At 41.7% G+C, this 26,920-nt stretch carries 22 protein-coding genes, 2 tRNA genes and 1 riboswitch; of the genes, 7 read left to right on the top strand and 17 right to left on the bottom strand.

Going from position 1 to position 26,920, the window contains the following annotated elements; genetic code table 11:
- The first annotated feature begins 383 nt into the window (after nucleotides 1-383).
- From BPR_RS12370 to BPR_RS12380, 3 genes are all read left to right on the top strand, one after another.
- On the top strand, nucleotides 384-2,837 hold the full coding sequence (locus BPR_RS12370) for a GH36-type glycosyl hydrolase domain-containing protein (protein ID WP_013281833.1): 2,454 nt from the start codon (nucleotides 384-386) through the stop codon (nucleotides 2,835-2,837).
- Nucleotides 2,838-3,016: 179 nt separating this feature from the next.
- Nucleotides 3,017-3,799 carry a murein hydrolase activator EnvC family protein gene (locus BPR_RS12375; RefSeq protein ID WP_013281834.1) on the top strand — a complete coding sequence of 261 codons (783 nt, stop codon included), beginning with the start codon at nucleotides 3,017-3,019 and terminating at the stop codon, nucleotides 3,797-3,799.
- 15 nt (nucleotides 3,800-3,814) lie between these two features.
- Nucleotides 3,815-4,294, top strand: coding sequence for a bactofilin family protein (locus BPR_RS12380; protein ID WP_013281835.1), 480 nt, complete (start codon nucleotides 3,815-3,817; stop codon nucleotides 4,292-4,294).
- 94 nt (nucleotides 4,295-4,388) lie between these two features.
- Here BPR_RS12380 and BPR_RS12385 read toward each other — a convergent pair whose 3' ends face one another.
- Entirely contained in the window at nucleotides 4,389-4,676 is a 288-nt protein-coding gene (locus BPR_RS12385; protein WP_013281836.1) for a YerC/YecD family TrpR-related protein, read from the bottom strand.
- A 272-nt stretch (nucleotides 4,677-4,948) separates the two neighbouring features.
- On the opposite strand from BPR_RS12385, the gene BPR_RS12390 reads away from it, so the two are divergent.
- Entirely contained in the window at nucleotides 4,949-5,149 is a 201-nt protein-coding gene (locus tag BPR_RS12390; protein ID WP_013281837.1) for a cold-shock protein, read from the top strand.
- Nucleotides 5,150-5,367: 218 nt separating this feature from the next.
- On the opposite strand, the gene hisA is transcribed toward BPR_RS12390, so the two are convergent.
- The 5 genes from hisA to BPR_RS12420 all read right to left on the bottom strand — a co-directional run bounded on the left by hisA (nucleotide 5,368) and on the right by BPR_RS12420 (nucleotide 11,063).
- Nucleotides 5,368-6,144, bottom strand: coding sequence for a phosphoribosylformimino-5-aminoimidazole carboxamide ribotide isomerase (gene hisA / locus BPR_RS12395; protein WP_013281838.1), 777 nt, complete (start codon nucleotides 6,142-6,144; stop codon nucleotides 5,368-5,370).
- A 12-nt stretch (nucleotides 6,145-6,156) separates the two neighbouring features.
- The gene (gene dapB / locus BPR_RS12400) at nucleotides 6,157-6,912 is read right to left on the bottom strand and encodes a 4-hydroxy-tetrahydrodipicolinate reductase (protein WP_013281839.1); all 756 of its coding nucleotides are present in this window, start codon (nucleotides 6,910-6,912) and stop codon (nucleotides 6,157-6,159) included.
- Between the two features lie 53 nt (nucleotides 6,913-6,965).
- Nucleotides 6,966-7,853, bottom strand: coding sequence for a 4-hydroxy-tetrahydrodipicolinate synthase (gene dapA, locus BPR_RS12405; protein WP_013281840.1), 888 nt, complete (start codon nucleotides 7,851-7,853; stop codon nucleotides 6,966-6,968).
- A 193-nt stretch (nucleotides 7,854-8,046) separates the two neighbouring features.
- A riboswitch (Lysine riboswitch) is annotated at nucleotides 8,047-8,218 on the bottom strand.
- Between the two features lie 123 nt (nucleotides 8,219-8,341).
- Nucleotides 8,342-9,616, bottom strand: coding sequence for a metallopeptidase TldD-related protein (locus BPR_RS12415; protein WP_013281841.1), 1,275 nt, complete (start codon nucleotides 9,614-9,616; stop codon nucleotides 8,342-8,344).
- Nucleotides 9,617-9,629: 13 nt separating this feature from the next.
- Nucleotides 9,630-11,063: a TldD/PmbA family protein gene (locus BPR_RS12420; protein WP_013281842.1), complete on the bottom strand. Its 1,434-nt coding sequence runs from the start codon at nucleotides 11,061-11,063 to the stop codon at nucleotides 9,630-9,632.
- 279 nt (nucleotides 11,064-11,342) lie between these two features.
- Between BPR_RS12420 and typA the strand changes: the two genes are divergently transcribed.
- Entirely contained in the window at nucleotides 11,343-13,172 is a 1,830-nt protein-coding gene (gene typA / locus BPR_RS12425; protein ID WP_013281843.1) for a translational GTPase TypA, read from the top strand.
- A gap of 501 nt (nucleotides 13,173-13,673) precedes the next feature.
- Here typA and BPR_RS12430 read toward each other — a convergent pair.
- A complete protein-coding gene (locus BPR_RS12430) occupies nucleotides 13,674-14,306 on the bottom strand; it encodes a YigZ family protein (RefSeq protein ID WP_042258017.1) in 633 nt (210 codons plus the stop codon).
- Between the two features lie 153 nt (nucleotides 14,307-14,459).
- Between BPR_RS12430 and BPR_RS12435 the strand changes: the two genes are divergently transcribed.
- Nucleotides 14,460-17,210 (top strand): transglycosylase domain-containing protein, encoded by a 2,751-nt coding sequence (locus BPR_RS12435; protein WP_013281845.1) that lies wholly within the window; start codon nucleotides 14,460-14,462, stop codon nucleotides 17,208-17,210.
- Nucleotides 17,211-17,297: 87 nt separating this feature from the next.
- On the opposite strand, the gene BPR_RS12440 is transcribed toward BPR_RS12435, so the two are convergent.
- The 8 genes from BPR_RS12440 to BPR_RS12480 all read right to left on the bottom strand — a co-directional run bounded on the left by BPR_RS12440 (nucleotide 17,298) and on the right by BPR_RS12480 (nucleotide 26,010).
- The gene (locus BPR_RS12440; RefSeq protein WP_013281846.1) at nucleotides 17,298-18,257 is read right to left on the bottom strand and encodes a radical SAM protein; all 960 of its coding nucleotides are present in this window, start codon (nucleotides 18,255-18,257) and stop codon (nucleotides 17,298-17,300) included.
- A gap of 20 nt (nucleotides 18,258-18,277) precedes the next feature.
- Entirely contained in the window at nucleotides 18,278-19,675 is a 1,398-nt protein-coding gene (locus BPR_RS12445; RefSeq protein WP_013281847.1) for an MATE family efflux transporter, read from the bottom strand.
- A gap of 819 nt (nucleotides 19,676-20,494) precedes the next feature.
- The gene (locus BPR_RS12455; protein ID WP_013281848.1) at nucleotides 20,495-21,658 is read right to left on the bottom strand and encodes an ATP-binding protein; all 1,164 of its coding nucleotides are present in this window, start codon (nucleotides 21,656-21,658) and stop codon (nucleotides 20,495-20,497) included.
- 81 nt (nucleotides 21,659-21,739) lie between these two features.
- Nucleotides 21,740-22,480 carry an amino acid ABC transporter ATP-binding protein gene (locus BPR_RS12460; RefSeq protein ID WP_013281849.1) on the bottom strand — a complete coding sequence of 247 codons (741 nt, stop codon included), beginning with the start codon at nucleotides 22,478-22,480 and terminating at the stop codon, nucleotides 21,740-21,742.
- A 1-nt stretch (nucleotide 22,481) separates the two neighbouring features.
- A complete protein-coding gene (locus BPR_RS12465; protein WP_013281850.1) occupies nucleotides 22,482-23,156 on the bottom strand; it encodes an amino acid ABC transporter permease in 675 nt (224 codons plus the stop codon).
- Nucleotides 23,137-23,796, bottom strand: a complete 660-nt coding sequence (locus BPR_RS12470) for an amino acid ABC transporter permease (protein ID WP_013281851.1) — start codon at nucleotides 23,794-23,796, stop codon at nucleotides 23,137-23,139. The genes BPR_RS12465 and BPR_RS12470 overlap by 20 nt, the downstream gene beginning before the upstream one ends.
- Complete coding sequence (locus tag BPR_RS12475) at nucleotides 23,796-24,707, bottom strand: transporter substrate-binding domain-containing protein (RefSeq protein WP_013281852.1); 912 nt, start codon at nucleotides 24,705-24,707, stop codon at nucleotides 23,796-23,798. Before BPR_RS12475 ends, BPR_RS12470 begins: the two co-directional genes overlap by 1 nt.
- A 25-nt stretch (nucleotides 24,708-24,732) precedes the next feature.
- Nucleotides 24,733-26,010, bottom strand: a complete 1,278-nt coding sequence (locus BPR_RS12480) for an O-acetylhomoserine aminocarboxypropyltransferase/cysteine synthase family protein (protein ID WP_013281853.1) — start codon at nucleotides 26,008-26,010, stop codon at nucleotides 24,733-24,735.
- 224 nt (nucleotides 26,011-26,234) lie between these two features.
- On the opposite strand from BPR_RS12480, the gene BPR_RS12485 reads away from it, so the two are divergent.
- Nucleotides 26,235-26,630, top strand: coding sequence for an RrF2 family transcriptional regulator (locus BPR_RS12485; protein ID WP_013281854.1), 396 nt, complete (start codon nucleotides 26,235-26,237; stop codon nucleotides 26,628-26,630).
- Nucleotides 26,631-26,693: 63 nt separating this feature from the next.
- On the opposite strand, the gene BPR_RS12490 is transcribed toward BPR_RS12485, so the two are convergent.
- Both BPR_RS12490 and BPR_RS12495 read right to left on the bottom strand, forming a co-directional pair.
- Nucleotides 26,694-26,773, bottom strand: a tRNA-Leu gene (locus BPR_RS12490).
- 48 nt (nucleotides 26,774-26,821) lie between these two features.
- Nucleotides 26,822-26,894: transfer RNA gene (locus BPR_RS12495), tRNA-Lys, on the bottom strand.
- Between the last annotated feature and the right edge of the window lie 26 nt (nucleotides 26,895-26,920).

Genomic DNA, 26,920 nt, shown 5'->3' on the forward strand with positions numbered 1-26,920 from the left:
GCGCCTTGTTTGTTACTAAATCGTTTTCGTAGTTTCAGAGTACAACATTATTACCCCAAAAGCAATATGTTTTTATATTTTTTTGTGCAAGTTTTATACTTTTGGTACATTTTTATAAAATCATTGTCGTTTTTTCATACACTTTTATAAATTCATGTTTATAATTATAAAAAATTTATTAAACGTTTTCGATAGTGTTTCGTAAACTTATATTCATCGATATTTTGATACCGGTTTCACCGGAAACTATTGTCTCATCCCCAGTATTTATGCGACTTTAAACTTTATTTTTTTCTTGTTGCATTATATGGATTTAGCATATATAATGTCACTAGAAATTCCGAAAACGTTTAAGTTTATTTATATGTAATGGGAGGTTTTATATGAAATACGGCTTCTTTGATGATGCAGCCCTTGAGTATGTCATCACCACACCCAAGACTCCATTGCCATGGATCAACTACCTCGGCAACAAAGAGTTCTTTTCACTGATATCCAACACATGTGGTGGATACACATTTTACAAGGACGCCAAACTGCTGAGACTCACCAGATATCGTTATAACAACGTTCCGTACGATAATAATGGTAAGTACTTCTACATTAAGGACAACACAGATTCCGCCTGCAGCGTAGTATGGAATCCGGGTTGGCAGCCAGTCAAGACAACACTTGACCAGTATGAGTGTCGTCACGGACTTGGATACAGCACATTTACATCCAGCAAGAACAACGTGGAAGCTAAAGTTCTCACCTTTGTTCCTATGAATGATAACTGTGAGATTTCCAAGGTTACTATTACCAATAATAAAGAAACCGCAGCTAAGTTATCTCTTTTCTCATATGTTGAGTGGTGTCTCTGGAACGCAGATGACGACATGAAGAACTTCCAGAGAAATCTCAGCACAGGTGAAGTAGAAGTTACAGATGGTGGTTCTACTATCTACCACAAAACTGAGTACAGAGAGAGACGTAACCACTACGCTATTTACAGTGTCAACTCTGCAGTTGATGGTTTTGATACCAGCAGAGATGCTTTCCTTGGTGCATACAACGGGCCAGACAGCCCGGATGTAGTTGCTGAAGGCAAGTGCACTAATTCTGTAGCAAGCGGCTGGTCACCTATCGCTTCTCACCAGATCAACATTGATCTTGCAGCCGGCGAGTCCAAGACTTTCATCTTCGTTCTTGGTTATATCGAGAATCCCGAGGATGACAAGTGGGAAGCTCCGGGTGTAGTTAACAAGAAACCTGCTCTTAAGATGCTCGAAGCATACAAGACAGAGGCTGCTGTAGATGCTGCACTTGTAGAACTCAAGAACTATTGGAAAGAGCTTCTTTCCAATTATCACATTTCATCTTCTAATGAGAAGGTTGATCGTATGGTCAACATTTGGAACCAGTACCAGTGCATGGTTACATTCAACATGTCACGTTCTGCTTCCTACTATGAGTCCGGAATCGGCCGTGGAATGGGCTTTAGAGATTCTTGCCAGGATCTTCTTGGATTCGTTCATCTTATTCCTGACAGAGCAAGACAGCGTATCATCGATATCGCTTCTACTCAGTTCCAGGATGGTAGCGCATACCACCAGTATCAGCCACTTACCAAGAAAGGTAACTCTGATATCGGATCAGGCTTTAACGATGATCCTTTATGGCTCATAGCAGGTACAAGCGCATATGTAAGAGAGACAGGAGATCTTTCCATCTTAAAAGAGATGGTTCCTTTCGATAATGATATGAGCGTAGCCAAGACTCTTATGGGACACCTCAAGTGCTCATTTGATTTCACAGCTACTCACAAGGGTCCTCACGGACTTCCTCTTATCGGACGTGCTGACTGGAACGACTGCCTTAACCTCAACTGCTTCTCAGAGCACCCGGGTGAATCATTCCAGACTTTCGGACCTTCTGAGGGACCTGTTGCTGAATCAGTATTCATCGCCGGTATGTTTGTTAAGTATGGTGAGGAGTACGCTCAGCTTGCTGAACTTCTCGGAGATGATGCTGAAGCCAAGAGAGCACGTGAAGAAATTGCCAAAGTTTATCAGGCAGCTATCACAGCCGGATGGGACGGCGAATGGTTTGTTCGTGCTTATGATGCATATTCCAACAAGGTTGGATCAAAAGAGTGTGAAGAAGGCCAGATCTACATCGAGCCACAGGGCTTCTGCGTTCTTGCAGGAATCGGTGTAAAAGAAGGTCTTGCTGAGAAGGCTCTTAAGAGCGTTGAGGAAAGACTTGATACCAAGTATGGTGTTATGATCCTCCAGCCTGCTTACACCAAGTACCATCTTGAACTCGGCGAAGTTTCTTCATATCCACCGGGATACAAGGAAAACGCTGGTATTTTCTGTCACAACAACCCTTGGGTTTCTATCGCAGAAACAGTTCTTGGTCATGGAGACAGAGCTTTTGAAATATACAGAAAAACATGTCCTGCTTACATCGAAGATATAAGCGAAATCCACTGCACAGAGCCATACGTATATTCACAGATGGTTGCAGGAAGAGATGCCAAGTTCTTTGGACAGGGCAAGAACAGCTGGCTCACAGGTACAGCAGCTTGGACCTTTGTAAATATTTCCCAGTACATTCTGGGTGTATATCCTACACACAACGGTCTGTCAATCAATCCTTGTGTACCTGCTGATTTTGGTGATTTTGAGATCACAAGAAAATATCGTGATGCAGTTTACCACATCAGTGTTAAGCAGAATGGTGTCCAGAAAGGCATCAAGAAGCTCACTGTTAACGGAAAAGAAGTTTCAGGAAACGTTATTCCTTACGAGTCCGGTGTCAAGGAATATACTGTTGTCGCTGAAATGGGCTGATCAGGGTTAATATCGTAAATGCGCCACCTGGCGTAGCAAACCTGCGAATTAACATACTTATGAGGGGAAGAGCCAGAGGATTTCACAATCCTCTGGCTCTATTTCTGTAAGGTTGCATAAATCACACATGTTATGATAAAATTAGGCGTTGAGGGTAATACTTTTTATGAGAGGTTAATATGGGAAAAGTAGCAAAGCCTAAAAAGCACAGGCATAAACGGCATTATACTTTTATGATAATCTCGGGGGATTCTGACGGCAGTACAAAGCGCTTACACCTAAACCACTTCAAGACACAGCTTTTGGCGTATACCTGCTTTGCAATCGCTCTTGCAATTATCTGCTATATCATCTATACAGCAATTACCATAAATACTCTGAGAGAAATAGAACTTGAGCAGAAAGCCAGTATCGAAGCGCTTCTGTCTGAAAATGACGAGCTCTCTACTGCCAACGACAAGCTCCAGACAGAAAACGAGCAGCTCTCAGCCGCGATCAACAAGCGAATCGAGGATGAGCATGTTGTTGCAGAGGAGGCAGAGGCACTTGCAGTACCTTCCGGTTTTCCTCTTTCAGGAACAGCTTCTATGACAAGTGCTGTAGATGATACCAATTCTACTTCTATTACAGAAATCACTGACGAGAACAAGGATACCGCTACAGGAAATCCAATTGTAGTATTCAGTGCCGGTGAAGGCAGCAATGTCATCGCATCAGGTTCCGGTACAGTTACAACAGTTACAAGTGATGCCAAATTTGGCTACGTTATATCTATTGATCATGGAAACGGCTACGTTTCTATATATAGAAATTCAGGTAACCCCCTTGTTTCTGAGGGCGCTGTCATCGATAAAGGCGACATTTTGTTTGTAGTTGATGAGAACAACACTTCTCTTGGTTACCAAATCAAACAGGATGATAATTACATCGATCCTGTAACACTAATTGAGATTAACGGATAAACGGAGGATAAGTACATGTTTGGAAGCAAAAAAGATACCACCCTTGATCCATCTATGGAACAGGTTGGAACCATCATCGGCCCCGGTGCAATTATCGACGGACCTCTTTCTACCAAGGATTCAGCCAGAATTGATGGTACTGTAAATGGTAACGTAACTATTAACGGCGCTCTGATTGTCGGACAAGATGCCAAGATCACAGGTACTGTTTCCTGCCTGAACGCTTATATCGCCGGTGAGGTTAACGGAAATATTTCCTCTCCCAAGGGCAAGGTTGAGATCAGTGATACCGGTAAAGTTATCGGAGATGTTACCTGCAAGGGTATTATCATTGATGAAAATGCAGTCTTTCAGGGCAAGTGTGATATGACAAACATTGATAAGAGTTCTGCTACTGTTGCCAAGGAAAGAGCTGCAGCAGATAAAGCTTCTGATGACAGTAAGCCTGCAGAAGAAAAGACAAACGACAACTCACAAAAAGAAGCCAACAAATAATAATTATTTCTTACAATATTAAAGCCGAATGCTTATCACATGCATTCGGCTTTTTAATGCAAAAGTATTATATTACAAATATCTCAAATAATGATCAGTCCTGCATTCTCTCAAATACAAGCTCGTATCCGTCATCACCATAGTTAAGTGATCTGTTAACTCTACTGATTGTAGCTGTAGAAGCACCAGTCTTCTCTGCTATTTCCAGGTATGTCTTACGATCTCTCAGCATAGACGCAACTTCAAATCTCTGTGAAAGAGATAAGAGTTCATTAACAGTACATAAGTCTTCAAAAAAACTATAACACTCCTCTTTATTCTGGAGGCAAAGTATTGCATTAAACAGGTGATCAACAGCATCTGTTCTAATTTTCTTATTCATGTCAAAAGTCTCCTTATTTTATTTTTTCGCCATAACTAAACCATATTCCGTCAATAATACTTTCGTGCTTAAACATTTTATCACTCTGAACTAGTAAAGTAAAGTACTCAATATCGCAAATCGAAATATTACAGAAAAATATTTTCTCAAACGTAAAACTTATGCTCAACATCAATAAATTACCTTTACTTTTGTACCTTTATGTGTTAGCATTAATATGTTGTCGTGGACAACAGAACGATTATTTTTTTATTTTTAGTGGAGGTATTACAATGAACAAAGGTACTGTTAAGTGGTTCAACAACCAGAAGGGTTACGGCTTCATCTCAGACGAGGCTGGAAATGATGTATTCGTACATTATTCAGGACTCAACATGGAAGGTTTCAAGTCTCTCGAAGAGGGCGCTTCTGTAGAGTATGATGTAATCCAGGGCGAAAAGGGACCTCAGGCCGTAAACGTAAACAAGCTTTGATTCTTAGATGAGTTAAAGGCTAATTAATCAGACTACATAGTGCCTTATTCTAATATAGATATATATTTTGAATTCGCAAGATTGTAACAATGATTAATCAACAAAATCCATCTGGTTTTACCAGATGGATTTTTTGACCTAATCTTTATTTATTCGCAATATTATTTTGCACGTCTTTTTCTGCAGCAAGGCAGGATTCTTGCTGGTTATTTCCGCTTTTACCCACAAGAGGTAATTACATCATCCATCTCTAGATTTCCACCGAATATATCAAGTGCACTTCCCACGGTGACATCTATCTTTCCTTTTCCAGCTTTTCTGATCTTATCGATATCTTTAAGTGAATGTACTCCGCCTGCATAGGTTACAGGTATTTTCCCCCAGTTTCCCAGGATATTGGCCACTTTTTCTTCAATACCGCCTTGCTTTCCTTCAACATCAGCCGCATGAACCAGAAACTCATCACAGTACTCAGCCAAAGCATCCAATGTTTCCGCACATAGCTCAACATCAGTCATCTTCTGCCATCTGTCTGTCACAATCTTGTATCTGCCATTCTCATCAGCCTTACAGGATAGATCCAAAACTATCTTTTCTTTACCAACAGCCTTTACAAGCTTTTTGAGATTTGTATAGTTTATCTTGCCATTTTTAAACACATATGAGGTAACAATGACATGTGACGCTCCATAATCAAGAAACTCCTGCGCATTATCCGCCGTTATGCCTCCTCCTATCTGAAGAAGTCCCGGAGTCGCAGTAAGAGCAGCTATTGCCTGCCTCTTTGTTACTTCATAATAAGGGCTTTCAGCCGGATTTAACAAAATGATATGTCCTCCGCTTAAGCCCTTTTCTCTGTACATTCTTGCATAAAAATCAGCGCCCTTGGCGGATGCAAAATTCTCTTTTGCCTGATCACCTGTATCCACAAGGCTGCTGCCAACTATCTGTTTAACTTTTCCATTATGTATGTCAATACAAGGTCTGAACCTCATTCTTATCCCCTTTTACGCGAGAACATCAGCCATATCATACATTCCGGCACTCTTGCCGCCAAGGAATTTGGCTGCCTGAATAGCGCCCTTGCCAAAAATTGCCCTTGAATATGCCCTGTGAGAAAGTGTAACAACTTCATCAAGACCGGCAAATATTACATCATGATCACCAACAATTGTTCCACCTCTGACTGCAGAAATGCCAATTTCTTTCTGACGGCGTTTTTCTCTGCGCTGACTTCTGTCATAGGTATACTCATATTTATCCTCAAAAGAATCATTGATAGCATCAGCAAGTGCAATAGCTGTTCCACTTGGAGCATCAAGCTTCTGATTATGGTGCTTTTCAACTATCTCTATATCAAATCCGGCCTCGGCAAAAAGAGGAGCAACATCCTTAAGCACCTTGAGAAGCGCATTTATTCCAACTGACATGTTCGCAGATCTGAGGATTGCAATCTTGGAAGACGCCTCTTTTACCTTATTAAGCTGCTCTTCTGAAAGACCTGTTGAGCAGAGAACAACCGGTGTATTAACTGACACTGCGTAGTCAAGAAGGCCGTCTACAGCTGATGCATTAGAAAAATCCACAATAACATCTGCTGCCACATTACAATCAGACAGGCTCTTAAATACAGGAAAATCATAATTACTCTCGCCATAAGCGTCTACGCCTGCAACAACTTCGATATCAGCATCCTCTTTAACAAGGTCAACAATTACATGTCCCATACGGCCATTGCAGCCGTGCATTATCATTTTTGTCATAGTTTTTTTCACGCAGCCATCTCAACCGATGGCATGCTGTAGCTCCTTTCCAATTACTTTATAAGACCAAAGCTTCTCATTTCATCTTCAAGTACTTTTTTGTGGCCATCTTCCATCTCAGTAAGAGGAAGTCTGAGAGGACCTGCCTCTATACCAATCATCTTAAGTGCGCTCTTAACAGGAATAGGATTAACCTCTGAGAAAAGAGCCTTCACAAGCGGAATAGCTTTAAACTGAAGCTCTCTTGCTGCTGCAAAATCGCCATCTAGACACTTCTGGCATATTTCATGTGTCTGCTGTGGAGCAACGTTAGAAAGAACTGAAATTACTCCAAGTCCACCAAGAGACATGATAGGAACGATTTCATCATCATTTCCTGAATAAAGATCTATGCATCCCTCTGCAAGCTGCATCATTCTGGATGTCTGAGCAATATTTCCTGTTGCATCCTTGATGCCAACTATATTCTTTTTATCACGGCAAAGTCTGACTGCTGTCTCAGGGAGGATATTGCATCCTGTTCTGCTAGGCACATTATAGAGGATGATCGGTATGCTGATAGCATCAGCGATTGCGCTAAAGTGAGCATAAAGTCCGTCCTGTGTTGCCTTATTATAATATGGTGTTACACAAAGAACTCCATCAGCACCATATTCTTCTGCAAGCGCAGAGAGTTCAATAGCTGTCTGTGTACAATTTGATCCTGTTCCTGCAATTACAGGAATTCTCTTGTTTACTTTATCAATGCAGAACTTAACAACGTCCATGTGCTCTTTTTCTGACATTGTTGCTGCTTCGCCTGTTGTTCCGCAGACAATTATAGCATCCGTTCCGTTTGCAATCTGAAACTCGATAAGTCTTTCAAACTCGTCATAGTTAACAGATCCGTCCTGATTAAATGGTGTTGCAATTGCTACTCCTGCTCCCTTAAATATTGCCATGTTATCCTCCTTTGATATGATTCGACCATTGAATGAAGAGTCGCTTGCGACTCTTCTGCGCACGAGCGGATTGCGCAAGCAATAATTTCATTTCCGCGAGTTGCGCAATTCTTTTTTTATTCGACAGAATAAAAAGGCTCACCAGATAATCTGATGAGCCGTATACATTTCCATCCAAATACATATTAAAGAATGAACTGATAGCGCCCCATCTGCGATGACAGTCATATAGCTCTTAACTATATGCCCAAGCATCCGATCCTCAGGAGACCGAACCTTTCGGCATATTCACCTTCCATTCTGCTTCTCCTGTGCCTGACACATCCGCAGAATTACTCATTGAATACGCAACCTCTATCTAAAGTCTTATGTTTGTTTTTTAAATAGTACAACCTATGTCAAGTTGTTGTCAATACAATTGCATTTTTTCCCATAAAGTGAGCAATTTGTGTAATCACTCTGCTCCAAGCTCAAAATCACTTCGCTAGTTACTCTGCTCCTGCAATTGTAACATTTTCAAGCTTAACAACTGATGGAACAACGACATTGTTATACTGTTTTAGTTCTTTTGAAAATCTTACGTTCTTCATAAGTTCATTAAGATTTCCTGATACAGAACCGCCACTCACTGCTGTTACACTGTTTCCATCGTGAAGATATGCAAGACGGATTTCTCCGGCAATTTCTCCGGTTATAGGATTAACACTAAAGTCAGAGAACTCAACCGGTTCAAGATAACTGCCGCTTCTAAGCTCCTTTTCAGTAAGCTCGCCACCCTCTGCTGTAAAGTTACCTACGATGTAGGAATCTTTTACGCCAAGATAATAACGGAACTGTGCATCGCCCCAATAGCATTTTGGCACATTGTCTTTAACAAGATACATATCTTTGAAAGCAGCACCTTCTGCATCTATCGCATAGTTTTCGGAAGAGTTTGGAAGTTCTTTCACTGCCTTGATAGTAATTTTGTCTCCCTTTACGTCCTCCAAGACTTCCTTACCAAGTTCCCACTTTGAGTAACCCATATATTTGTATGCTGCGTGCAAATTCAGTGCAGCCCACTTAAAGATCTGCTCGACATCGTTTGTAGAAAAAATAACTGTTGCCTTTGAAAGATTTGGAGTAGGCTTTGTATCCAGTCTGTCTTTACCAAACTTAAGGGTATTTGAAATCTCTTTTACCAGATGATCCTTGTCACAGGTTCCAGCTTCGTACATGCGGTAAAGCTCAATCTCATGCTCCTTGTTTCTGGCATTTACAACTACTTCAACCATTGACTTAGGATAAGTAACCGTAACATCAATTCCCTCAGAGTTTACATATCTTTTCTTATTGCTCTCAGCAAATATCTCATAGGAGTTAATATCCTCACCTGATGTCTCAGGAACCTGCTGCAGGGCTTCAATGAAATCCTGTGCCATCTTAGGAACGTCGATAGACTTGTTTTCAACCTCTACCTTCTCTTTGTTCAGCTCATAATAAGGGTTTGGAGCAAAAGTAGCTCTTACGCACAGAGCATCAATAATCTTTTTAGCTTCCTCTACTGAAGCAGTTGGGGCAATTTCCTCAGAAGCTTTTCCGATAAACTTTCCATCCTCAAGTTTTTTGAAGACTTCTACTGTAATATGTTCTACATCACGAACTCTGTTCTGATCCAGCTGGTGCTTAATAAAATAAAACTCCCAGCCTTCTGTAATCTTATCTGTAACACTCCAGGCATCAGCACCGGACTGCTTTAATAATTCAATAATCTTATCTGTCATGTCATCCTCCCGCTTAGCCAAGTCTTACTCTACACTTAAGATATGGGCCACCATCTGCAGTTTTAACCCATTCCTTATGGCCTTTACCACACATTCCACTTCCAAATGATTCATAATCAGTACTTGCCATGGAAATAGAGTTAAGAAGATCCGGAACATAACCTGTAAGTACAAGTGGAGCAACAACCTTGCCTGTCAGCTTGCCATCAATAATTTCATAGCCTCTTGAAATGATACACTGAATTCCCCAGTGCTTAGGATCCTCCATTCCAGAATTAAATCCCTCCAAAAGATATCCCTTCTTGATAGAAGCAATCATCTCTTCCTTGGTGCTGTTTCCGCTGTCAAACATAGTGTTTGTCATTCTGGTATAAACTTTATGCTCAAAGTTCTCTCTCTTTCCATTTCCTGTTGGCTTTGTGCCAAGACGGAGGGCTGCAAGAGCATCACATACACCGGTCTTAAGGATACCCTTATCAATTTCCAATACGTCCCCGGCAGGAGTTCCCTCATCATCAAAGGCATAGCTTGAAGTATCCTTACATACGAGCGCTCCTTCGTGCATTGAAACAAGGTCAGATCCTACGCGCTTATCAATATATTCCTGGCCAAGCGCTCTGTTTTTAACAAACATATCCATCTCAACACCGTGTCCAAAGGCTTCGTGAGCAATAAGCCCTGAAACCTCAGGAGATGTGACAACGTCATACTCACCTGGAACAACGTGCTCTGCACCAAGACAATCATTAAGTTCCCTGTATGATTTATCAATCAGATCTTCAAGGCCATCAAAAATAGCAGGTCCTTCTCTGTCAGAGATTGCCTGATAACCGTTATCTGTCTTACCATTTCTGGATCCAAACATAACAACTGAGCCTGTAGACTGGACATAGCTCTGTCGAAGGTCCTTATTGGCTGTAAGGAACATCTTGCTAACGTGAGTTGATTCGCCTCTTACATTACAGTCTATGATTTCTTCTGAAATAGCAGCTCCCTTATCACTAATTTCCTTGAATCTCCTGATAAGTGCATCAAGATCTGCTTCCTCCGGAAGATCTGTGGTCTCCATCTCAACAAAGAGCTCCTGAGGCTCATCAGTGAGCTTCTCTGTGTTATAAACTTCTGTCTGTGTTGCCTTTAATACTGCAAGCTGCTTATCAAGAACTTCCTTGATCTTGCCAGCCTTTTCTGCCGCATTCTCAGAATCAAACAAGTTAAAAGAATATTCGCTGTAAAGACCATCTTTATAAACTCTTACAACGTTTCCCCTCTCCACCATAAGTGTTTTTGCGCTTATGCTCTTAACCCTCTGGGAGGCCGTCATGCTAAATCCTACAGAATCTGTAGAAAGAACACTGACATAATCATAGCTCTTTCCAAGCTCAGCAATCAGCTGCTTGATGCCTGGAGCAATAGAGCTTAAATACTCTGAAAACTTTGCTTTCATACCATTTCCCCTTTCCGATACTTTCCTCTTTCAGCCGCTTTACCGTTTTTATGTTTTATCTATTTAAACTGCCAAAGCCGCCGAATGAGTTCATTATATATGTTTGCACCTTATCACACAAGGAATTTGTAGCCAAAATCTGCAGTTATTATGTGTTTTTTTATCATTATTTTATTTGACGGTTATAAAAACATATTGAATAAGAAAAAATCGCGTGCTATAATGCCATAGTTTGAAATGTAATAGTGTTTTTTCTATATTAAGGAGACAAATAAATTTATGAAGCAGACTAGAAATGATGTAAGAAACGTTGCAATTATTGCCCACGTTGACCATGGTAAGACAACTCTTGTAGATGGACTTCTTCGTCAGAGTGGTGTATTCCGTGCAGGTCAGGAAGTTGTTGAGCGTGTAATGGATTCCGGTGATATTGAAAAAGAGCGTGGTATTACCATCATGTCTAAGAACACAGCTATCACATATAAGGATATCAAGATCAACGTCATTGATACTCCAGGCCACGCTGATTTCGGTGGTGAGGTTGAGCGAGTACTCAAGATGGTAAATGGCGTTATTCTTGTAGTAGACGCATTTGAAGGTCCAATGCCACAGACCAAGTTCGTTCTTGGTAAGGCTATGGATCTTGGTCTTCCTGTAATTGTTTGCGTTAACAAGATTGACAGACCTGAGGCAAGACCAAAGGAAGTTATCGATGAAGTTCTCGAACTCCTTATGGATCTTGGAGCAGATGACAATCAGCTTGATTGCCCATTTGTATTTGCATCAGCTAAGGCTGGCACATCTTCTCTTTCACTTGATGAGCAGGGAACAGATATGAAGCCTCTTCTTGATACGATCATCAACTATATTCCTGCTCCTGTTGGCGACCCTGATGCCAGCACACAGGTACTTATCAGCACAATCGACTACAACGAGTACGTTGGACGTATCGGTGTAGGTAAGGTAGATAACGGCGTTGTTAAAGTCAATCAGGAAGTTGTTGTTGTTAACCACCATGAGCCTGAAAGACGTATCAAGACCAAGATCAGCAAACTCTATGAGTATGACGGCCTTGGAAGAGTGGAAGTTCAGGAAGCCAAGATTGGTTCTATCGTTGCTATTTCCGGTATCGAAGACCTCAAGATCGGTGACACTATCTGCTCAGTTGATAATCAGGTAGCTATTCCTTTCCAGAAGATTTCTGAGCCTACTATTTCAATGAACTTCATTGTTAACGACTCTCCTCTTGCTGGTCAGGAAGGTAAATATGTAACCAGCCGTCACCTTCGTGACAGATTATACAGAGAGCTCAACACAGACGTATCTCTTCGTGTTGAGGATACAGATACAACAGAGACATTTAAGGTTTCAGGACGTGGTGAGCTTCACCTCTCAGTTCTTATCGAGACAATGCGTCGTGAAGGCTTTGAGTTTGCAGTCAGCAAGGCTGAGGTTATCTACCACACAGATGAAGCCGGCCACAAGCTTGAGCCAATGGAGAAGTGCTACATCGATGTTCCTGATGAATTCTCAGGTTCAGTTATCCAGAAGCTCGGTGAGAGAAAGGGTGAACTTGTAAACATGGGCGCAGGTAACGGTGGTTACACACGTCTTGAGTTCAACATTCCATCTCGTGGACTTATCGGTTACAGAGGTGAGTTCATGACAGATACTAAGGGTAACGGTATCATCAATACTATTTTCGACGGATATGCTCCATACAAGGGAGATATGAACTACCGTAAGACAGGTTCTGTTATCGCATTTGAGACAGGTGAAGCTACAGCTTATGGTCTTTTCAATGCTCAGGACCGTGGAACACTCTTTATCAAGACAGGTGACAAGGTTTACTCAGGAATGGTAATCGGAACCAGTGGTAAGAGTGAGGATGTAGAGGTTAACGTATGTAAGACCAAGCATCTCACAAACACAAGAACATCATCTTCAGATGAAGCTCTCAGACTTGTTCCACCTAGGATCATGTCACTTGAGCAGTGTATCGAATTCATTGATAACGACGAGCTCTTAGAGGTAACTCCTACAAGCCTTAGAATCCGTAAGAGAATTCTTGATCCTACACTTAGAAAGCGCGCAAGCTTCAAGAAATAATATAGTAAAAGAGAGCCTTGGATTTCAGGGGGCAAAACTCGATGCTACGCATCTCAAACATATTGCCCATTACCGAAATCCTCGGCTCTCTTTTTTCATTTAGTAATTTCAGCGCTCAACTATTACTATTATCATACGCATATTAAGTATTAGGCCATCCTCGGCTAATCTTCTTTTACTGATTTCATTTGGTTTTTAGCCGCAATCTTATTTTTCCTTTGATTGTGGCTACATCATTTATCACTGCTATTCCAAGTTCATTAGCCGCATAGCTTGAATCTTTCAAATGCGGCTAATTATGCATAAGATTCATGGCTTTTGTGTTTAGCCGAAAGGCTAAATATAAGCATCATTCGGCTAAAGCATCTGTAATATACTACCATTTTTCTTTAGCCGCAAAAAAGCATTTTCTACACCTTCGGCTAAAGTTTGCTCTTTACATTCAATAATCTCATTAGCCTAAATCATTAAACCTACTTACATGCGGCTAAAAATCAATTCTCACAATATATAATACCCCTTGTCGCCCTCGACGATTTCAATCTGTCCTTCACATTTCTGGATGAGGCCGTCACAGATGCGCTGTTTATCTGCATCGCGGACACAGATATCAAATTGAACATCTGCCTCGTAACGGGAATCCGCAATATTTATCTCATTCTGCGACAAGTAATACTGCACATTATTGATCATGTTATAGCCGACCTTGAGTGTCAGTTTCTGAGAAAAAACCATTTCTCCTATCTCACAATCAGATAGTCCTGCCTGAGCAGCCTGGGTATAAGCTCTGACAAGTCCTCCCGTTCCCAGAAGTACTCCTCCAAAGTACCTTGTCACAATAACCAGCACATTGGTAACCCCGCTTCCCTTTATTACTTCCAGAATAGGCTTACCTGCGGTACCTGAAGGTTCTCCATTATCACTACACCTTGTGATCTCACTATTTTCTCCTATCACAAAAGCATAGCAATTGTGGCGTGCATCCCAGTATTTCTTGGACACTTCCGCAATCTTTGCTTCCGCTTCCTCCACAGTTTCTACTTTATATACACCGGCAATAAATCTGGATTTCTTTTCCACAATCTCTCCGGTTCCATTTGAAATTAGTACTTTATAAGATTCTCGTTCACTCATAGAAGCATTATACCATAGGATTACAGATATCATTGGGCTGGATTTTTCATTTTTCCGCCTCCGTGCTATAATAAGATGTTATATTATGCGACTTAACTGTCTCCGGTCAGTCTGACTCATTACCGGTGACACAAATTACAGCGAGGAAATCATATGAATTATGGAAAAAGAGGTATCGTTGAGCAGGCAAGAGCCCTGAACTCCGGTACTAATAAATGGGGCAAAAAGATAAGTCTTTTTGGCTTCTACATCATTTTATCACTGATGATAGGTGGTGTGATCATTGGAGCAAGCGCCGGAATCGGTGTATTCAATGGGATCAGAGATACAGCTCCTGACATTGGTAATATCAGTGTTACTCCAAAGGGCTTTTCGACCTTTGTGTATGATACTGACGGCAATCAGATAGCCAAGCTTGTCTCAACTGATTCAAACCGTATCCCTGTAACCTGGGACATGATACCTGATCACCTTGGTAAAGCCTTTGTTGCCATTGAGGATGAGCGTTTCTACGAGCATAACGGAATTGATATTCAGGGTATCATAAGAGCCGGCTTTGTCGGTCTTACTTCCGGTCATTTCTCTCAGGGAGCCAGTACTATCACTCAGCAGCTTTTAAAGAATAACGTATTTTCCGGATGGACAGACGAGAGTAAGATTCAGCAGGTCAAGCGAAAAATTCAGGAACAGTACCTGGCAATTCAGCTTGAGAAGAGCATGAGCAAAGAGGATATCCTTCTTAACTACCTTAACACCATTAACCTCGGTTCTAATACTCTTGGTGTTCAGGCTGCGTCTCTACGTTACTTTAATAAATCCTGTAGTGAGCTAACTATTTCAGAGTCAGCTGTTATTGCGGCTATCACTCAGAACCCGAGTCGTTTCAACCCGATCACTCATCCTGACAAGAATGCAGAGAGACGTAATAAAGTTCTTGAGCATATGCTCAAACATGAGTTTATTACTCAGATTGAATATGATGCTGCTATGACAGATGACGTTTATTCCAGGATCCAGAATGTCAATCAGGAAACCGGTGGTGATTCTACAATCAACTCATACTTTGTAGATGCCCTTACCAACGATATTCTTGATGACCTTATTGCAGCCGGTTACAACGAGACACAGGCCTATACTCTTTTGTATAGTGGAGGTCTTAAGATTTATTCAACACAGGATCCCGAGATTCAGGCCATCTGTGACGATGTGTTCCAGAATGAAGAGAACTATCCTTCAGGTACCAAGTGGCTTCTGAGCTATGAACTTTCAGTACAGTCACCTGATGGAACTATCACCAATCACAGTAGTGAAATGTTCCAGTCATATTACAAGCAGAGTATCAATGGCTTTAATATGCTCTACTCCTCTCAGGAAGCAGCTGAGGAAGCTATTGAGAATTACAAGGCCGCTGTTATGAATGAAGGTGACACTGTTCTTGGTGAGAAGTACAATCTTACTCCTCAGCCTCAGGTTTCCATAACTGTTGAAGAGCAGAGCACAGGTTATGTAGTTGCTATGGTCGGCGGAAGAGGCCAGAAAACTGCCAGCCGAACCCTTAACAGAGCCACTGACTCATATCGTCAGCCAGGTTCTACCTTCAAGGTTCTCTCAACCTACGCTCCGGGTATTGACAGCGCAGGCCTCACACTTGCCACAGTGTTTAATGATGCTCCTTTTGCTTACGACAACGGAACTCTCGTCAAGAACTGGTGGGGGTCAGAATACAGAGGGCTTAACACAGTACGAACAGCTATCAAGGATTCAATGAATGTTATTGCCGTTGAGGCATTTACTCTCATCACTCCTCAGCTTGGTTATGATTACCTCAAGAATTTCGGCTTTACTACTATTACAGACGGTGTAACTATCAACGGTAAGGTATACTCAGATATCCAGCAGTCAACAGCCCTTGGAGGACTGACCTATGGTGTCAAGAACCTTGAGCTTAACGCAGCCTATGCATCCATCGCAAACGGCGGTGTCTATGTAGAGCCCAAGCTGTACACCAAGGTTGTTGATCATGACGGTAATGTTCTGCTCGATAACACAGAAGCCAAATCAAAGCGCGTGTTAAAAGAGACTACAGCATTTCTTCTGACAAGTGCAATGCAGGATGTTGTTACTTCAGGTACAGCTACATCTGTTAACTTTGGTACTACTGCTATTGCAGGTAAAACAGGTACTACTACAGATTATAAGGATGTATGGTTTGCCGGATACACCAATTACTATACAGCTACTACCTGGACAGGTTACGACAATAACGTCAGCATGAAGGATTCCGCAGAGAAGAACCTCTCCAAGACATTGTGGAGAAAGGTAATGGCAAGAGTACATGAAAATCTTCCCGCTTCATCCTTTGCACAGCCTGCAGGTATTGTTGCCGCCACAGTTTGCTCCAGATCAGGCAAACAGCCTATCGAAGGGCTATGTAACGGAACACTCAGGACAGAGTACTTTGAAGAAGGTACAGTTCCAACAGAGAGCTGTGATGTTCACTATGCCGGCACCATGTGCGGCATTGACGGATGCCCTGCTACAGAGCTTTGTCCATTTAAGACTGCAGGAGTATTTGAACTCACACCTGAAGTTCCTGCTGCTCTTCAATCAGGATTTGTAAACTATACACCTACCAATTCAGCTTATACCACAGTTACTGATGAGGAAGGCAATCAGACAAGAGTGCTTAATACCTGTCACCATACAGTTGAGTTTATGACTCAACCTGGAATAGAAGGTATTATCGCTGCCGAACAGGCTGCTGCAGTAGCTGCAGCACAGGCAGCCCAGGCCGCAGCAGAAGCTGCTGCAGCTGGTACACAGGAAGCTGCTCAGCCAGCTCCTGCACAGTCCGGCGATTCAGTAGTCAACGAAGTTCCCGCTGATGTTTCAGCCGGCAACTAAACCGCTTCACCTATAACATATACACAAACAGCCACTTTAGTGATAATCTTTCACCAAAGTGGCTGTTTTTTGATGGGTACTGTTAAGTTATACGCCCTCGCAGTCAAAGGAAGGGATAAAACTTTCCTGAGCGGTCTCTCCAACCTGCATAAAACCATTTACAAGCCCTATCCGGGCAGCATATTCAATCAGGCTGTCATAGTCTCTGCCTGAAACTTTCCTGTCAATTTCAGGGAAATTTTTAAGATTTCCACCGGGAGTGTATTGGTTCATCAGGCTAACATATATTTTATCGCCATATTTATCATATAGATACTTAACGATCAATTTGGCCTGTATCAGCATTCCCGGCATCAAAAGGTGCCTTACAACTACACCTTTTTTCATTATGGCTGCGTGGTCATATGCAGGGGACTGTTCCGACGGTCTGTCACAAACCCGTTCATCTTCAAATATGCATTCAGGACACTGTCTGACCATCTCATCTATAGCAGCCTTAGCGCTTTCCACATAGCCTTTTGCAGCGCTATACCTTACCGCATCCTCTTCTCTTATGTACTTCATATCCGGGAGATAAATATCAATAAGACCATCAAGACTTCTGACTGAATCAAGAGTAAGATACGACGAGGTATTAAATAAAAAAGGTATGCTAATTCCTCTGTTTCTTGCTCTTTCGATGGCGACCCTTATAGTTGGGATAAACATATCTCCAGTCACAAGGTTTATATTGTTAGCTCCCTTGTCCTCTAGTTCGAAAAATATATCCACAAGGCGGTCTGCAGAAATATATTTTCCCACCTGTCCTCTGCTGATCGCTCTGTTCTGGCAAAAGACACATCCCATGTTACAACCTGAAAAGAAAACTGTTCCAGAACCATTTGTTCCTGAAATGCATGGCTCTTCCCACATATGAAGAGCAGCTCTTGCTACATGCAGATCGCTTTTTTCCCTGCAATAGCCTGGAGCTTCATTTCGATTTACTCCGCATTTTCTGGGGCATAGCATGCAACTATTATATTCTGATAAGTAATTTTCCTCTATCATATAATCCAATTCCAACTCTGTTACTTTACAGAATCCGCGTCACCCTTGATCTTATTCTTTCTCACATAATATGTGTAATAGATCAGGAAAAGAAAAGAAGTGACTCCCCAAGTTATCGGATAGCTTGTCTCAACAGTTACAATCGTTCTGTTAAGCGGAAATACCACCATTATCCACACAACTCTGAGAAGACATATCCCGCTTAATGTGAGAAGCATAGGGATCAGCGCAGAGCCCATTCCTCTGAGGACACCTGAGAATATCTCAACTCCTATGTAAAGGCAATAAAAGGGTGCCAGGAATTTGATCATCTGAATTCCAATCTGTATAACCTGGCTTTCATTAACAAAGATATATAAAAATCCTTCTCCCCATAAGTACAAGACTGTACTAAGAGGAATTGTAATACAGGCAGCAATTATAAATGCCTGCCTTGTACTGCTGCGAACACGGTCATATTTGCCTGCGCCATAGTTCTGACCTGCAAAAGTCGTTACCGCAGTTCCAAGAGAGCCGATTGTCATCCAGAACAGTACATCAATTTTACCGTAGGCTGCCCAGGCCGCTGTTGCATCTTTTCCAAATTCATTTATCGAAGCCTGGATCAGGATATTGGAAAGAGTGTACATAGTAGTCTGAATTCCTGCTGGGAATCCGATTCTGACTATTCTAGATAGCATTTCTGCATCAATTCGTATTTCCCTGAGTATAAGCTTGTAGGAATCGCCTGTCATCATCAGCATAGCAACGATTATGACTGCACTTATGATCTGGCAAATAACTGTAGCCACTGCCACTCCCATTACGCCCTGATTGATGCCCATTTTGCCAAGTCCCATCCAGATGACAAATAGAACATCCAAAAAGATGTTAACAAAGCAGCTAATTATAAGAACATACAAGGGCCTTTTGGAATCACCAATTGCTCTTAAGATTCCGGCTCCCATGTTATAAACGAGATTAGCAATCATTCCAAGGAAGTATATCCTCAAATAAATCGTAGAGGCCTCTATAACCTCTGTTGGAGTTTTCATGGCATTTATTATCCATGGAGCTATAAAAAGTCCAATAAGGGTTATCAGAGCGCCTCCAGCGATGGACATGGCAATTGCAGTATGGACTGCCTTTTTAACCTCATCCCTTCTGCCAGCGCCGTAGAACTGGGCGATAACAACGGTCGCACCTGATGATAGCCCCATAAAAAAGCCAACGAAAAGATTTACAACCATAGCTGCAGATCCGCCAACAGCAGCGAGAGCGTCACTTCCAACCGCCTTACCCACAATAATGGCATCCACAGTATTGTAGAACTGCTGAAAAAAGGCTCCAAGAAGAAGAGCAGCAAAATACGCCAGCATGCTCTTCCAGATTGAGCCCTCAATTATATTGTTGTTTTTTGTTGTAGTTTTCTTATCCATAATTTCCTGACTTGTTAATAAACCTATATCTATATAGATTAATGATTGAACTTAAAAAGTCCCAAGTCAAGAATTATACCAAAAATATGTTAAAAAAGCATGTCGCCCCAAAATAGTTACACCCATTCACAAAAATCCTCGCGCCCATCACCGCCAGCAAGTGGCCAAGCGATTCGCAAAAAGGTATTTTGGCTCCTTTGTGAGTGACGGGATATTTCATGAGCCTCACAAATTCAGCTGAATATTCTTGCTCATGGTTCAACATGTCTGAGCATCCGACGGCCCTTTTACCCGCGCAGTGTTATTGCCTGCTCGTCACTGGCAAATGAAACATTTCTTAGATGTTCGAGCGCCCTTTAGTTTATTGCGCCACTCGTAGGCCAAAACTTGCAGGGCAGTATTATTTATTTGTGCTAAAGAGAATGCCATACAGGTGCGTAGCACCTTAATAACGAAAAGAAATCTGCTCTCCAAGCGAGCTTGAGAGACAGATTTCTTATTCGTTATATACGCTTGCTTTGCAAGCTATGGCATTCTCTTTTTGATAACTACGTTCTGCCCTGCTTCAAACAAGTCCTCCGAGGGCGCAGAAAAGGGCGCTTTTCGAACATTAGAAATGGCATTTGCCATCTCAGACTCGCATGCAACAACATCTGCTTGAAATCGGGCCGAGGATGTGAGTCCTTTGAGCCATAGAATAGAAGGCTGAATTTGTAAGGCCATGAAATCCCGGCAGGAGTGGTGAAAAATACCTTTTGCGAGAGCGAAGGCCACTGCTAGCGGGGAGGGCAAGGTATTTTTGTTGTAGTTACAATATGCTCACTCGTAATCTTCAAGGAAATGGTGTTTTTGCCCATCTGAAGTTTTGTAGCATATGATGGTGTTGAGGCTGACGTTTTCTACACTCTTAAAAATGTTTGATTCGATGTAGGGGTTGGTTTTCTTGAGCTCCGCAATGATGCTCTTTACCTCGGCGCGTTTGCTGCCTTTATCGGTTCCTCCGCAGCTTGCACAGCTCTCTGTGAGTCTGCATGCGCAGTTGATGAAGGTCAGATTATTATAATCTCTCCATCTCTTTATATCTTCTTCCCTTACAAGATAGAGCGGTCTTATAAGCTCCATACCTTCAAAATTCGTGCTGTGAAGCTTGGGCATCATAGTCTGAACCTGTCCGCCATAGGTCATTCCCATAAAGATAGTCTCAATGACATCATCATAGTGATGGCCAAGAGCTATCTTATTACAGCCAAGTTCCTTGGCCTTACTGTAGAGATACCCTCTTCTCATTCTTGCGCAGAGATAGCAGGGTGACCCCTTGGAAGTTGCATCAACTACATCAAATATGTCTGAATCAAATACCGTCACAGGAATCCCCATGAGCTTGGCATTACTAAGGATTGTCTCATAGTTTATCCTGTTGTATCCGGGATTCATGACCATATATACAACTTTAAAGTTCTTTTTTCCATGCTTTTCAAGCTCCTGAAAGAGCTTGGCCATAAGCATTGAGTCTTTTCCGTCGGAGATACAAACTGCTATTTTATCGCCATCCTTTATAAGGTCATAGACGTTTATCGCCTTGGTAAACTGGCTCCATAATTCTTTTCTGAATTTCTTAATGATACTATGCTCTATGCTTTTGCGCTTCTCTTCAAGAACTGCCAGATCAGTGTACTGATTGTCCATGAGATAAACGTAGTAGCTATATATACCGCCCTGGATGCTATAGGCCTCATACCCTTGGTAAGCCAGCTCTTCGCAGATTTCCATGGATTTTTTACCCGAATGACATATGAGATATATCGGACTGTCCTTACTGAGGTTATCAGAATATGAATCAAATTCCTTCCAGGGATAGTTGGCTGCGCCTGGATATGAGCCCTTTAAAAATTCTTCAGGCTCTCTGATATCTATTATCTGCTTATCCCTGCTGTCAGCGATCATGTCCTTTATATCTTTATTGTAAATTACACAACTACTCATTTTTCGGCCTCTATCTGCAAAGTAGCATTCATGCTTCCAAGCCTTTCTCCTTAATATACAAACTCATCATCCATGATCAGATTAGTCATAAGCAAATGTCTTCAAAAACTTTCTGGCCCTTTCAGTTGAAGGCTCATCAAAAAATGCCTTAACATTCCTTGTTTCTTCTACTATTTCACCCTGGTCAAAAAATACAATTCTGTCTGCCACAGCTTTGGCAAATGCCATCTCATGGGTGACTATCACCATGGTTGAGCCAGTCCTTGCAAGATCAAGCATAGTCTGCAATACCTCATGAACCATTTCAGGATCAAGAGCTGCTGTCACTTCATCAAACAGAAGTACCTCCGGATGCATGATCAGCGCCCTTACGATGGCAACTCTCTGTTTTTGTCCGCCTGATAACTGTCTTGGATAATAGTCTTTTTTATCAGCAAGTCCTACCTTATCAAGAAGAACCAAGGCTTCTCTCATGGCATCATCCTTGTTTCTCTTCTGAACCTTAACAGGTGAAAGAATAATATTCTCAAGGACAGTCTTGTGAGGAAAGAGCTCATAGGACTGAAAAACCATTCCAATTTTCTGCCTGATCTTATAGATATCTTTTTTATCTGGTTCTACGGGAAGTCCATCTATAACTACCACGCCGCCTTCTATACTCTCAAGTCCGTTAAGACATCTAAGAAAAGTACTCTTTCCACACCCGGATGGGCCGATGATGACTACTACCTCTCCTCTTTCCACAGAAAGACTGATGTCCTTTAGGACTACATTTTTTCCAAATTCTTTATGTAAATGTTTAACTTTAACTAAATCGCTCAATTTATGTCCACCTTTTTTCCAGAGAAGCTGCAAGTCGTGAAATAGGCCAGCAAACTACAAAATACAGAAGAAATACCACGGCAAAAACGCCAAATGCCGCATTTGGTGACGACCTTCTGTTGGCCTCGATTATCTGCTGCGCAACCTTCAGAACTTCTACTATTCCAATCATCATTACTAGCGAAGTTGTCTTGATCATTCTGGTAACAAGATTTATAGAAAGCGGTAGAAGCCTTCTAAGTGTCTGCGGAAAAATAATATAGAAATGAACCTGAGTTTTGTTAAAACCAAGTGCATACGCAGACTCATATTGTATCTTCGGTATGCTCTTAATAGAGCCCCTGACAAGATCTCCCATTTCTGCTGTTCCCCAGAATACGAAAACTATTATGGCAGAAATTTCCGCCGATATATCAAGTCCAAAAACTCTGGTACTTCCAAAATAAACAATAAATAAAAGAACCATCTGAGGCATGATTCGAACTGTCTCAAGATAGAGCCTAAGTACTGCTTTTAGTGCCCTATTCTTTGAAGTCATCAATACTCCAACAGCAAGTCCCAGAACAATACTGATCACTACTGATATAAGGCTGATTTCCACAGAAACCCATAGTCCCTTTAGAAGCCTTATCATATTTGTTCCTTTGAAAAGGACATCAATCCCCAAATTGTGCATATCTTGCCCTCCTTTCTACTACTGTTCCCAGTATTGACACAGGAAGAAGCATGATCAGATAATACACAACCAACAGGAAAAGACATTCTATAGTCTTGGCGTACATGCCTATCAGGTCTTTGGCCGTAAACATCAGATCCATAAGACTAATTGTGGAAAAAACAGATGTTTCTTTTAACAGGAAAATCACATTTGCCACAAATCCCGGAATACTAATGGAAAAAGCCTGTGGCAAAACAATGTGAAAGAACACCTGCCCCTTAGTCATTCCAAGAGACAATGCACTTTCACTCTGAATTCTGTCAACAGACTCTAGACCACTTCTTATAGTCTCAATCATATATGCTCCGCCTATCAGTCCCAATCCAAGGATTCCGCATATTTCAGCAGATATCCTGATCCCAATCTTGGGAAGTGCGAAATAAATAAAAAAGAGCTGAACCAGAAGCGGCGTATTTCTGAAAACTTCTATGTATGCAGCTATGATCTTTTTTAATACCGGCACTCTGAAATATAAGACAGCTGCTCCCAGCAGCCCTATTACAAAGGCTGCCAGGATTCCAAGCCATCCAATTCTGATAGTCAGAAGGATTGCCTCATTGTATAGAGGCAAATAGGTCTTAATAACCTCAATATCCATTACTTCTGTACCTTACCACCCTCTACTACAAGAGTATCCTCATAATCAGCTCCGTATGTATCAAGGAGGGTTGCTTCATAATCAGCGTGGAAGAAGTTCTCTTCGCCGATAGCCTTGATCTCATCGTTGAGCCAGTTTAAAAGTGTTTCGTTGCCTTTTGTTACTGCAGGTGCAATTGTGTCAGAATCTCCAAGTGATGGAACTCCAACAGTAAAGCCTTCATTCTCGATTGCAAAGGCTATAACCTCAGTGTTGTCGTTAGCCCAGCCTGCTGCATTACCATTCTCAATAGCTGTCTTGGCTTCTGCGTATGCATCATACTTCTGAAGCTTGATATCAGGATAGTTCTTTTCAAGATAAGTCTCTGCTGTGGTTCCTGAGATAACAATGATCTCATCGTCTGCACCAACATTGTCAAGGCTGTCGATAACTGCATCAGATGGAGAAACAACGCCAAGTGCTACATTCATGTAAGGAAGAGCAAAATCAACTTCCTGAGCTCTCTCCTCAGTTACTGTAAAGTTTGCAAGAATGATGTCTACCTTACCTGTCTGAAGATACTCAATTCTGTTTGCAGCTTCTGTTGATACGTAATTGATCTTAACTCCAAGATCCTGACCAATCCTCTCAGCGAAGTATACATCGTAACCGGCATACTCACCGTTCTCATCAACATATCCAAATGGGCTCTTATCAGAAAATACTCCGATGTTGATTGTTCCGCTTTCCTTGATCTCATCTAGAGTTCTGTAAACCTCTGAAGAAGCTGGAGCCTCTGCTGTCTCTGCCTGAGCCTGTGCGTCTGAAGCGCTTGCTGTGCTTACGCTGCTTCCGCATCCGGTTATTGAAGCTCCAACGAGTGTTGCTGCTGTGATCACGCCTGCTGACTTAGTAAAAAGATTCTTTTTCATAATTTTTTCCTCCGATAATTTCTGTTTATACTGCTGCAAAGCCCTTTTCAAGGTCTGCAATAATATCATCAATGTGCTCTGTACCGATTGATAGTCTGATGGTACTCTGTGTGATTCCCTGATCTGCAAGCTCATCATCATTAAGCTGTGAATGAGTTGTTGATGCAGGATGAATTACAAGACTCTTAACATCGGCTACATTTGCAAGAAGAGAGAAAATCTCAAGGTTATCAATAAACTTCCATGCTGCCTCTTTTCCGCCCTTGATCTCAAATGTAAAGATTGATGCTCCTCCATTAGGGAAGTACTTCTCATAAAGAGCATGATCAGGGTGATCCGAAAGAGATGGATGGTTAACCTTCTCAACCTTAGGATGGTTTTTGAGGAACTCTACAACCTTTTTGGTATTCTCAGCATGTCTGTCAAGTCTGAGTGACAGTGTCTCAACTCCCTGAAGGAGAAGGAATGCATTGAATGGAGAAATTGTAGCTCCTGTGTCTCTTAAGAGAATAGCTCTTATATATGTAACGAAAGCTGCCGGTCCTACAGCATCATAGAAAGATACTCCGTGATAGCTTGGGTTAGGAGCTGCTATCTGAGGATAGTTGCCGCTTTCCTTCCAGTTGAACTTACCTGACTCAACAATGATTCCGCCAAGTGTTGTTCCATGGCCGCCAATGAACTTGGTTGCTGAATGTACAACAATGTCTGCACCATGCTCGATTGGTCTTATAAGGTAAGGTGTTCCGAAAGTATTATCAATAACAAGTGGAAGTCCATGCTTGTGAGCAATCTCTGCGATAGCATCAATATCAGGAATATCACTATTAGGATTTCCAAGTGTCTCAAGGTAGATAGCTCTTGTGTTATCCTGAATAGCTCCCTCAACCTCTGCAAGGTTATGAGCATCTACAAAAGTTGTAGTAATTCCAAACTGTGGAAGTGTATGTGCAAGGAGGTTATAGCTTCCGCCGTAAATTGTCTTCTGAGCTACAATATGTCCGCCATTTGCTGCAAGTGCTTCTATAGTATATGTAATAGCTGCTGCTCCGGATGCAAGTGCAAGTGCTGCGCTTCCGCCTTCAAGAGCTGCAAGTCTCTTCTCAAGGACATCCTGAGTTGAGTTTGTAAGTCTTCCATAAATGTTTCCTGCATCAGCAAGACCAAATCTGTCAGCCGCATGCTGGCTGTTTCTGAATACATAAGATGTTGTCTGGTAAATAGGTACTGCCCTTGCGTCTGTTGCCGGATCCGGCTGTTCCTGGCCTACATGTAACTGAAGTGTCTCAAATTTGTAACTCATATCTTTCTCCTCCTGATTATGTTTTTTCTTTTTCCAAAATACTGTTTAATGCGTTAAAGCGTTTTAAGTGTTGTTGTTATGCTACTTCTATTTACCTACTATGTCAATATGTTTTATAATATGCTTTACTTATCACTACATATAATCAAAAGCTATCAGTACAACTGCACTAAACTCATTTAATTCTGATACAATATGATAAAGAGAAAGATTAGGAGATATATATGTTTTCTACAAAGAGTCGTTACGCACTTCGTATATTAATAGATCTGGCACAACAAAAAAGTGATGATTTCATTCCTCTTAAGGATATCGCCGAAAGACAGGACATATCCAAAAAATATCTTGAGATCATAGCCAAGGACCTGGTAAAGGGCGGCCTTATAAGAGGCGCCAGCGGCAAACATGGTGGTTATATGTTAACCCGCGCACCTGAGGATTATTCTGTAGGAGAAATTATTGATCATATGGAAGGTACCTTTGCTCCGGTTGTATGTCTTGAAGAAAATGCAGGTGAATGTCCTCGTTCCGGAGTATGCAAAACTATATCCATGTGGACAGAATTTTACGAACTTGAGAGGAATTTCTTTTACGGTAAAAAACTCAGTGACCTGCTATAAAAGAAATATTTACTCAAGAAAAAAGGTTGTCTACATTCACATGTAAACAACCTTAAATATTCGTGCGGATAACAGGAGTTGAACCTGCACGGTCGCCCACTGGAACCTAAATCCAGCGCGTCTGCCAATTCCGCCATATCCGCAAAAATAATGAAATCCCTAACCTTCATAAAGAAGCTAGGGATTATTACTGAGACACGGGGGATTCGAACCCCCGACAACTTGATTAAAAGTCAAGTGCTCTACCACCTGAGCTAGTATCCCATATGTAATTGTAAAACTGCGACGTA

Source organism: Butyrivibrio proteoclasticus B316, assembly GCF_000145035.1.
Taxonomy (GTDB): Bacteria; Bacillota; Clostridia; order Lachnospirales; family Lachnospiraceae; genus Butyrivibrio; species Butyrivibrio proteoclasticus.

Coding starts and splice junctions, on each gene's coding strand:
- BPR_RS12370 (WP_013281833.1), top strand. CDS start 384: ATGAAATACGGCTTCTTTGATGATGCAGCCCTTGAGTATGTCATCACC.
- BPR_RS12375 (WP_013281834.1), top strand. CDS start 3,017: ATGGGAAAAGTAGCAAAGCCTAAAAAGCACAGGCATAAACGGCATTAT.
- BPR_RS12380 (WP_013281835.1), top strand. CDS start 3,815: ATGTTTGGAAGCAAAAAAGATACCACCCTTGATCCATCTATGGAACAG.
- BPR_RS12385 (WP_013281836.1), bottom strand. CDS start 4,676: ATGAATAAGAAAATTAGAACAGATGCTGTTGATCACCTGTTTAATGCA.
- BPR_RS12390 (WP_013281837.1), top strand. CDS start 4,949: ATGAACAAAGGTACTGTTAAGTGGTTCAACAACCAGAAGGGTTACGGC.
- hisA (WP_013281838.1), bottom strand. CDS start 6,144: ATGAGGTTCAGACCTTGTATTGACATACATAATGGAAAAGTTAAACAG.
- dapB (WP_013281839.1), bottom strand. CDS start 6,912: ATGACAAAAATGATAATGCACGGCTGCAATGGCCGTATGGGACATGTA.
- dapA (WP_013281840.1), bottom strand. CDS start 7,853: ATGGCAATATTTAAGGGAGCAGGAGTAGCAATTGCAACACCATTTAAT.
- BPR_RS12415 (WP_013281841.1), bottom strand. CDS start 9,616: ATGACAGATAAGATTATTGAATTATTAAAGCAGTCCGGTGCTGATGCC.
- BPR_RS12420 (WP_013281842.1), bottom strand. CDS start 11,063: ATGAAAGCAAAGTTTTCAGAGTATTTAAGCTCTATTGCTCCAGGCATC.
- typA (WP_013281843.1), top strand. CDS start 11,343: ATGAAGCAGACTAGAAATGATGTAAGAAACGTTGCAATTATTGCCCAC.
- BPR_RS12430 (WP_042258017.1), bottom strand. CDS start 14,306: ATGAGTGAACGAGAATCTTATAAAGTACTAATTTCAAATGGAACCGGA.
- BPR_RS12435 (WP_013281845.1), top strand. CDS start 14,460: ATGAATTATGGAAAAAGAGGTATCGTTGAGCAGGCAAGAGCCCTGAAC.
- BPR_RS12440 (WP_013281846.1), bottom strand. CDS start 18,257: ATGATAGAGGAAAATTACTTATCAGAATATAATAGTTGCATGCTATGC.
- BPR_RS12445 (WP_013281847.1), bottom strand. CDS start 19,675: ATGGATAAGAAAACTACAACAAAAAACAACAATATAATTGAGGGCTCA.
- BPR_RS12455 (WP_013281848.1), bottom strand. CDS start 21,658: ATGAGTAGTTGTGTAATTTACAATAAAGATATAAAGGACATGATCGCT.
- BPR_RS12465 (WP_013281850.1), bottom strand. CDS start 23,156: ATGCACAATTTGGGGATTGATGTCCTTTTCAAAGGAACAAATATGATA.
- BPR_RS12470 (WP_013281851.1), bottom strand. CDS start 23,796: ATGGATATTGAGGTTATTAAGACCTATTTGCCTCTATACAATGAGGCA.
- BPR_RS12475 (WP_013281852.1), bottom strand. CDS start 24,707: ATGAAAAAGAATCTTTTTACTAAGTCAGCAGGCGTGATCACAGCAGCA.
- BPR_RS12480 (WP_013281853.1), bottom strand. CDS start 26,010: ATGAGTTACAAATTTGAGACACTTCAGTTACATGTAGGCCAGGAACAG.
- BPR_RS12485 (WP_013281854.1), top strand. CDS start 26,235: ATGTTTTCTACAAAGAGTCGTTACGCACTTCGTATATTAATAGATCTG.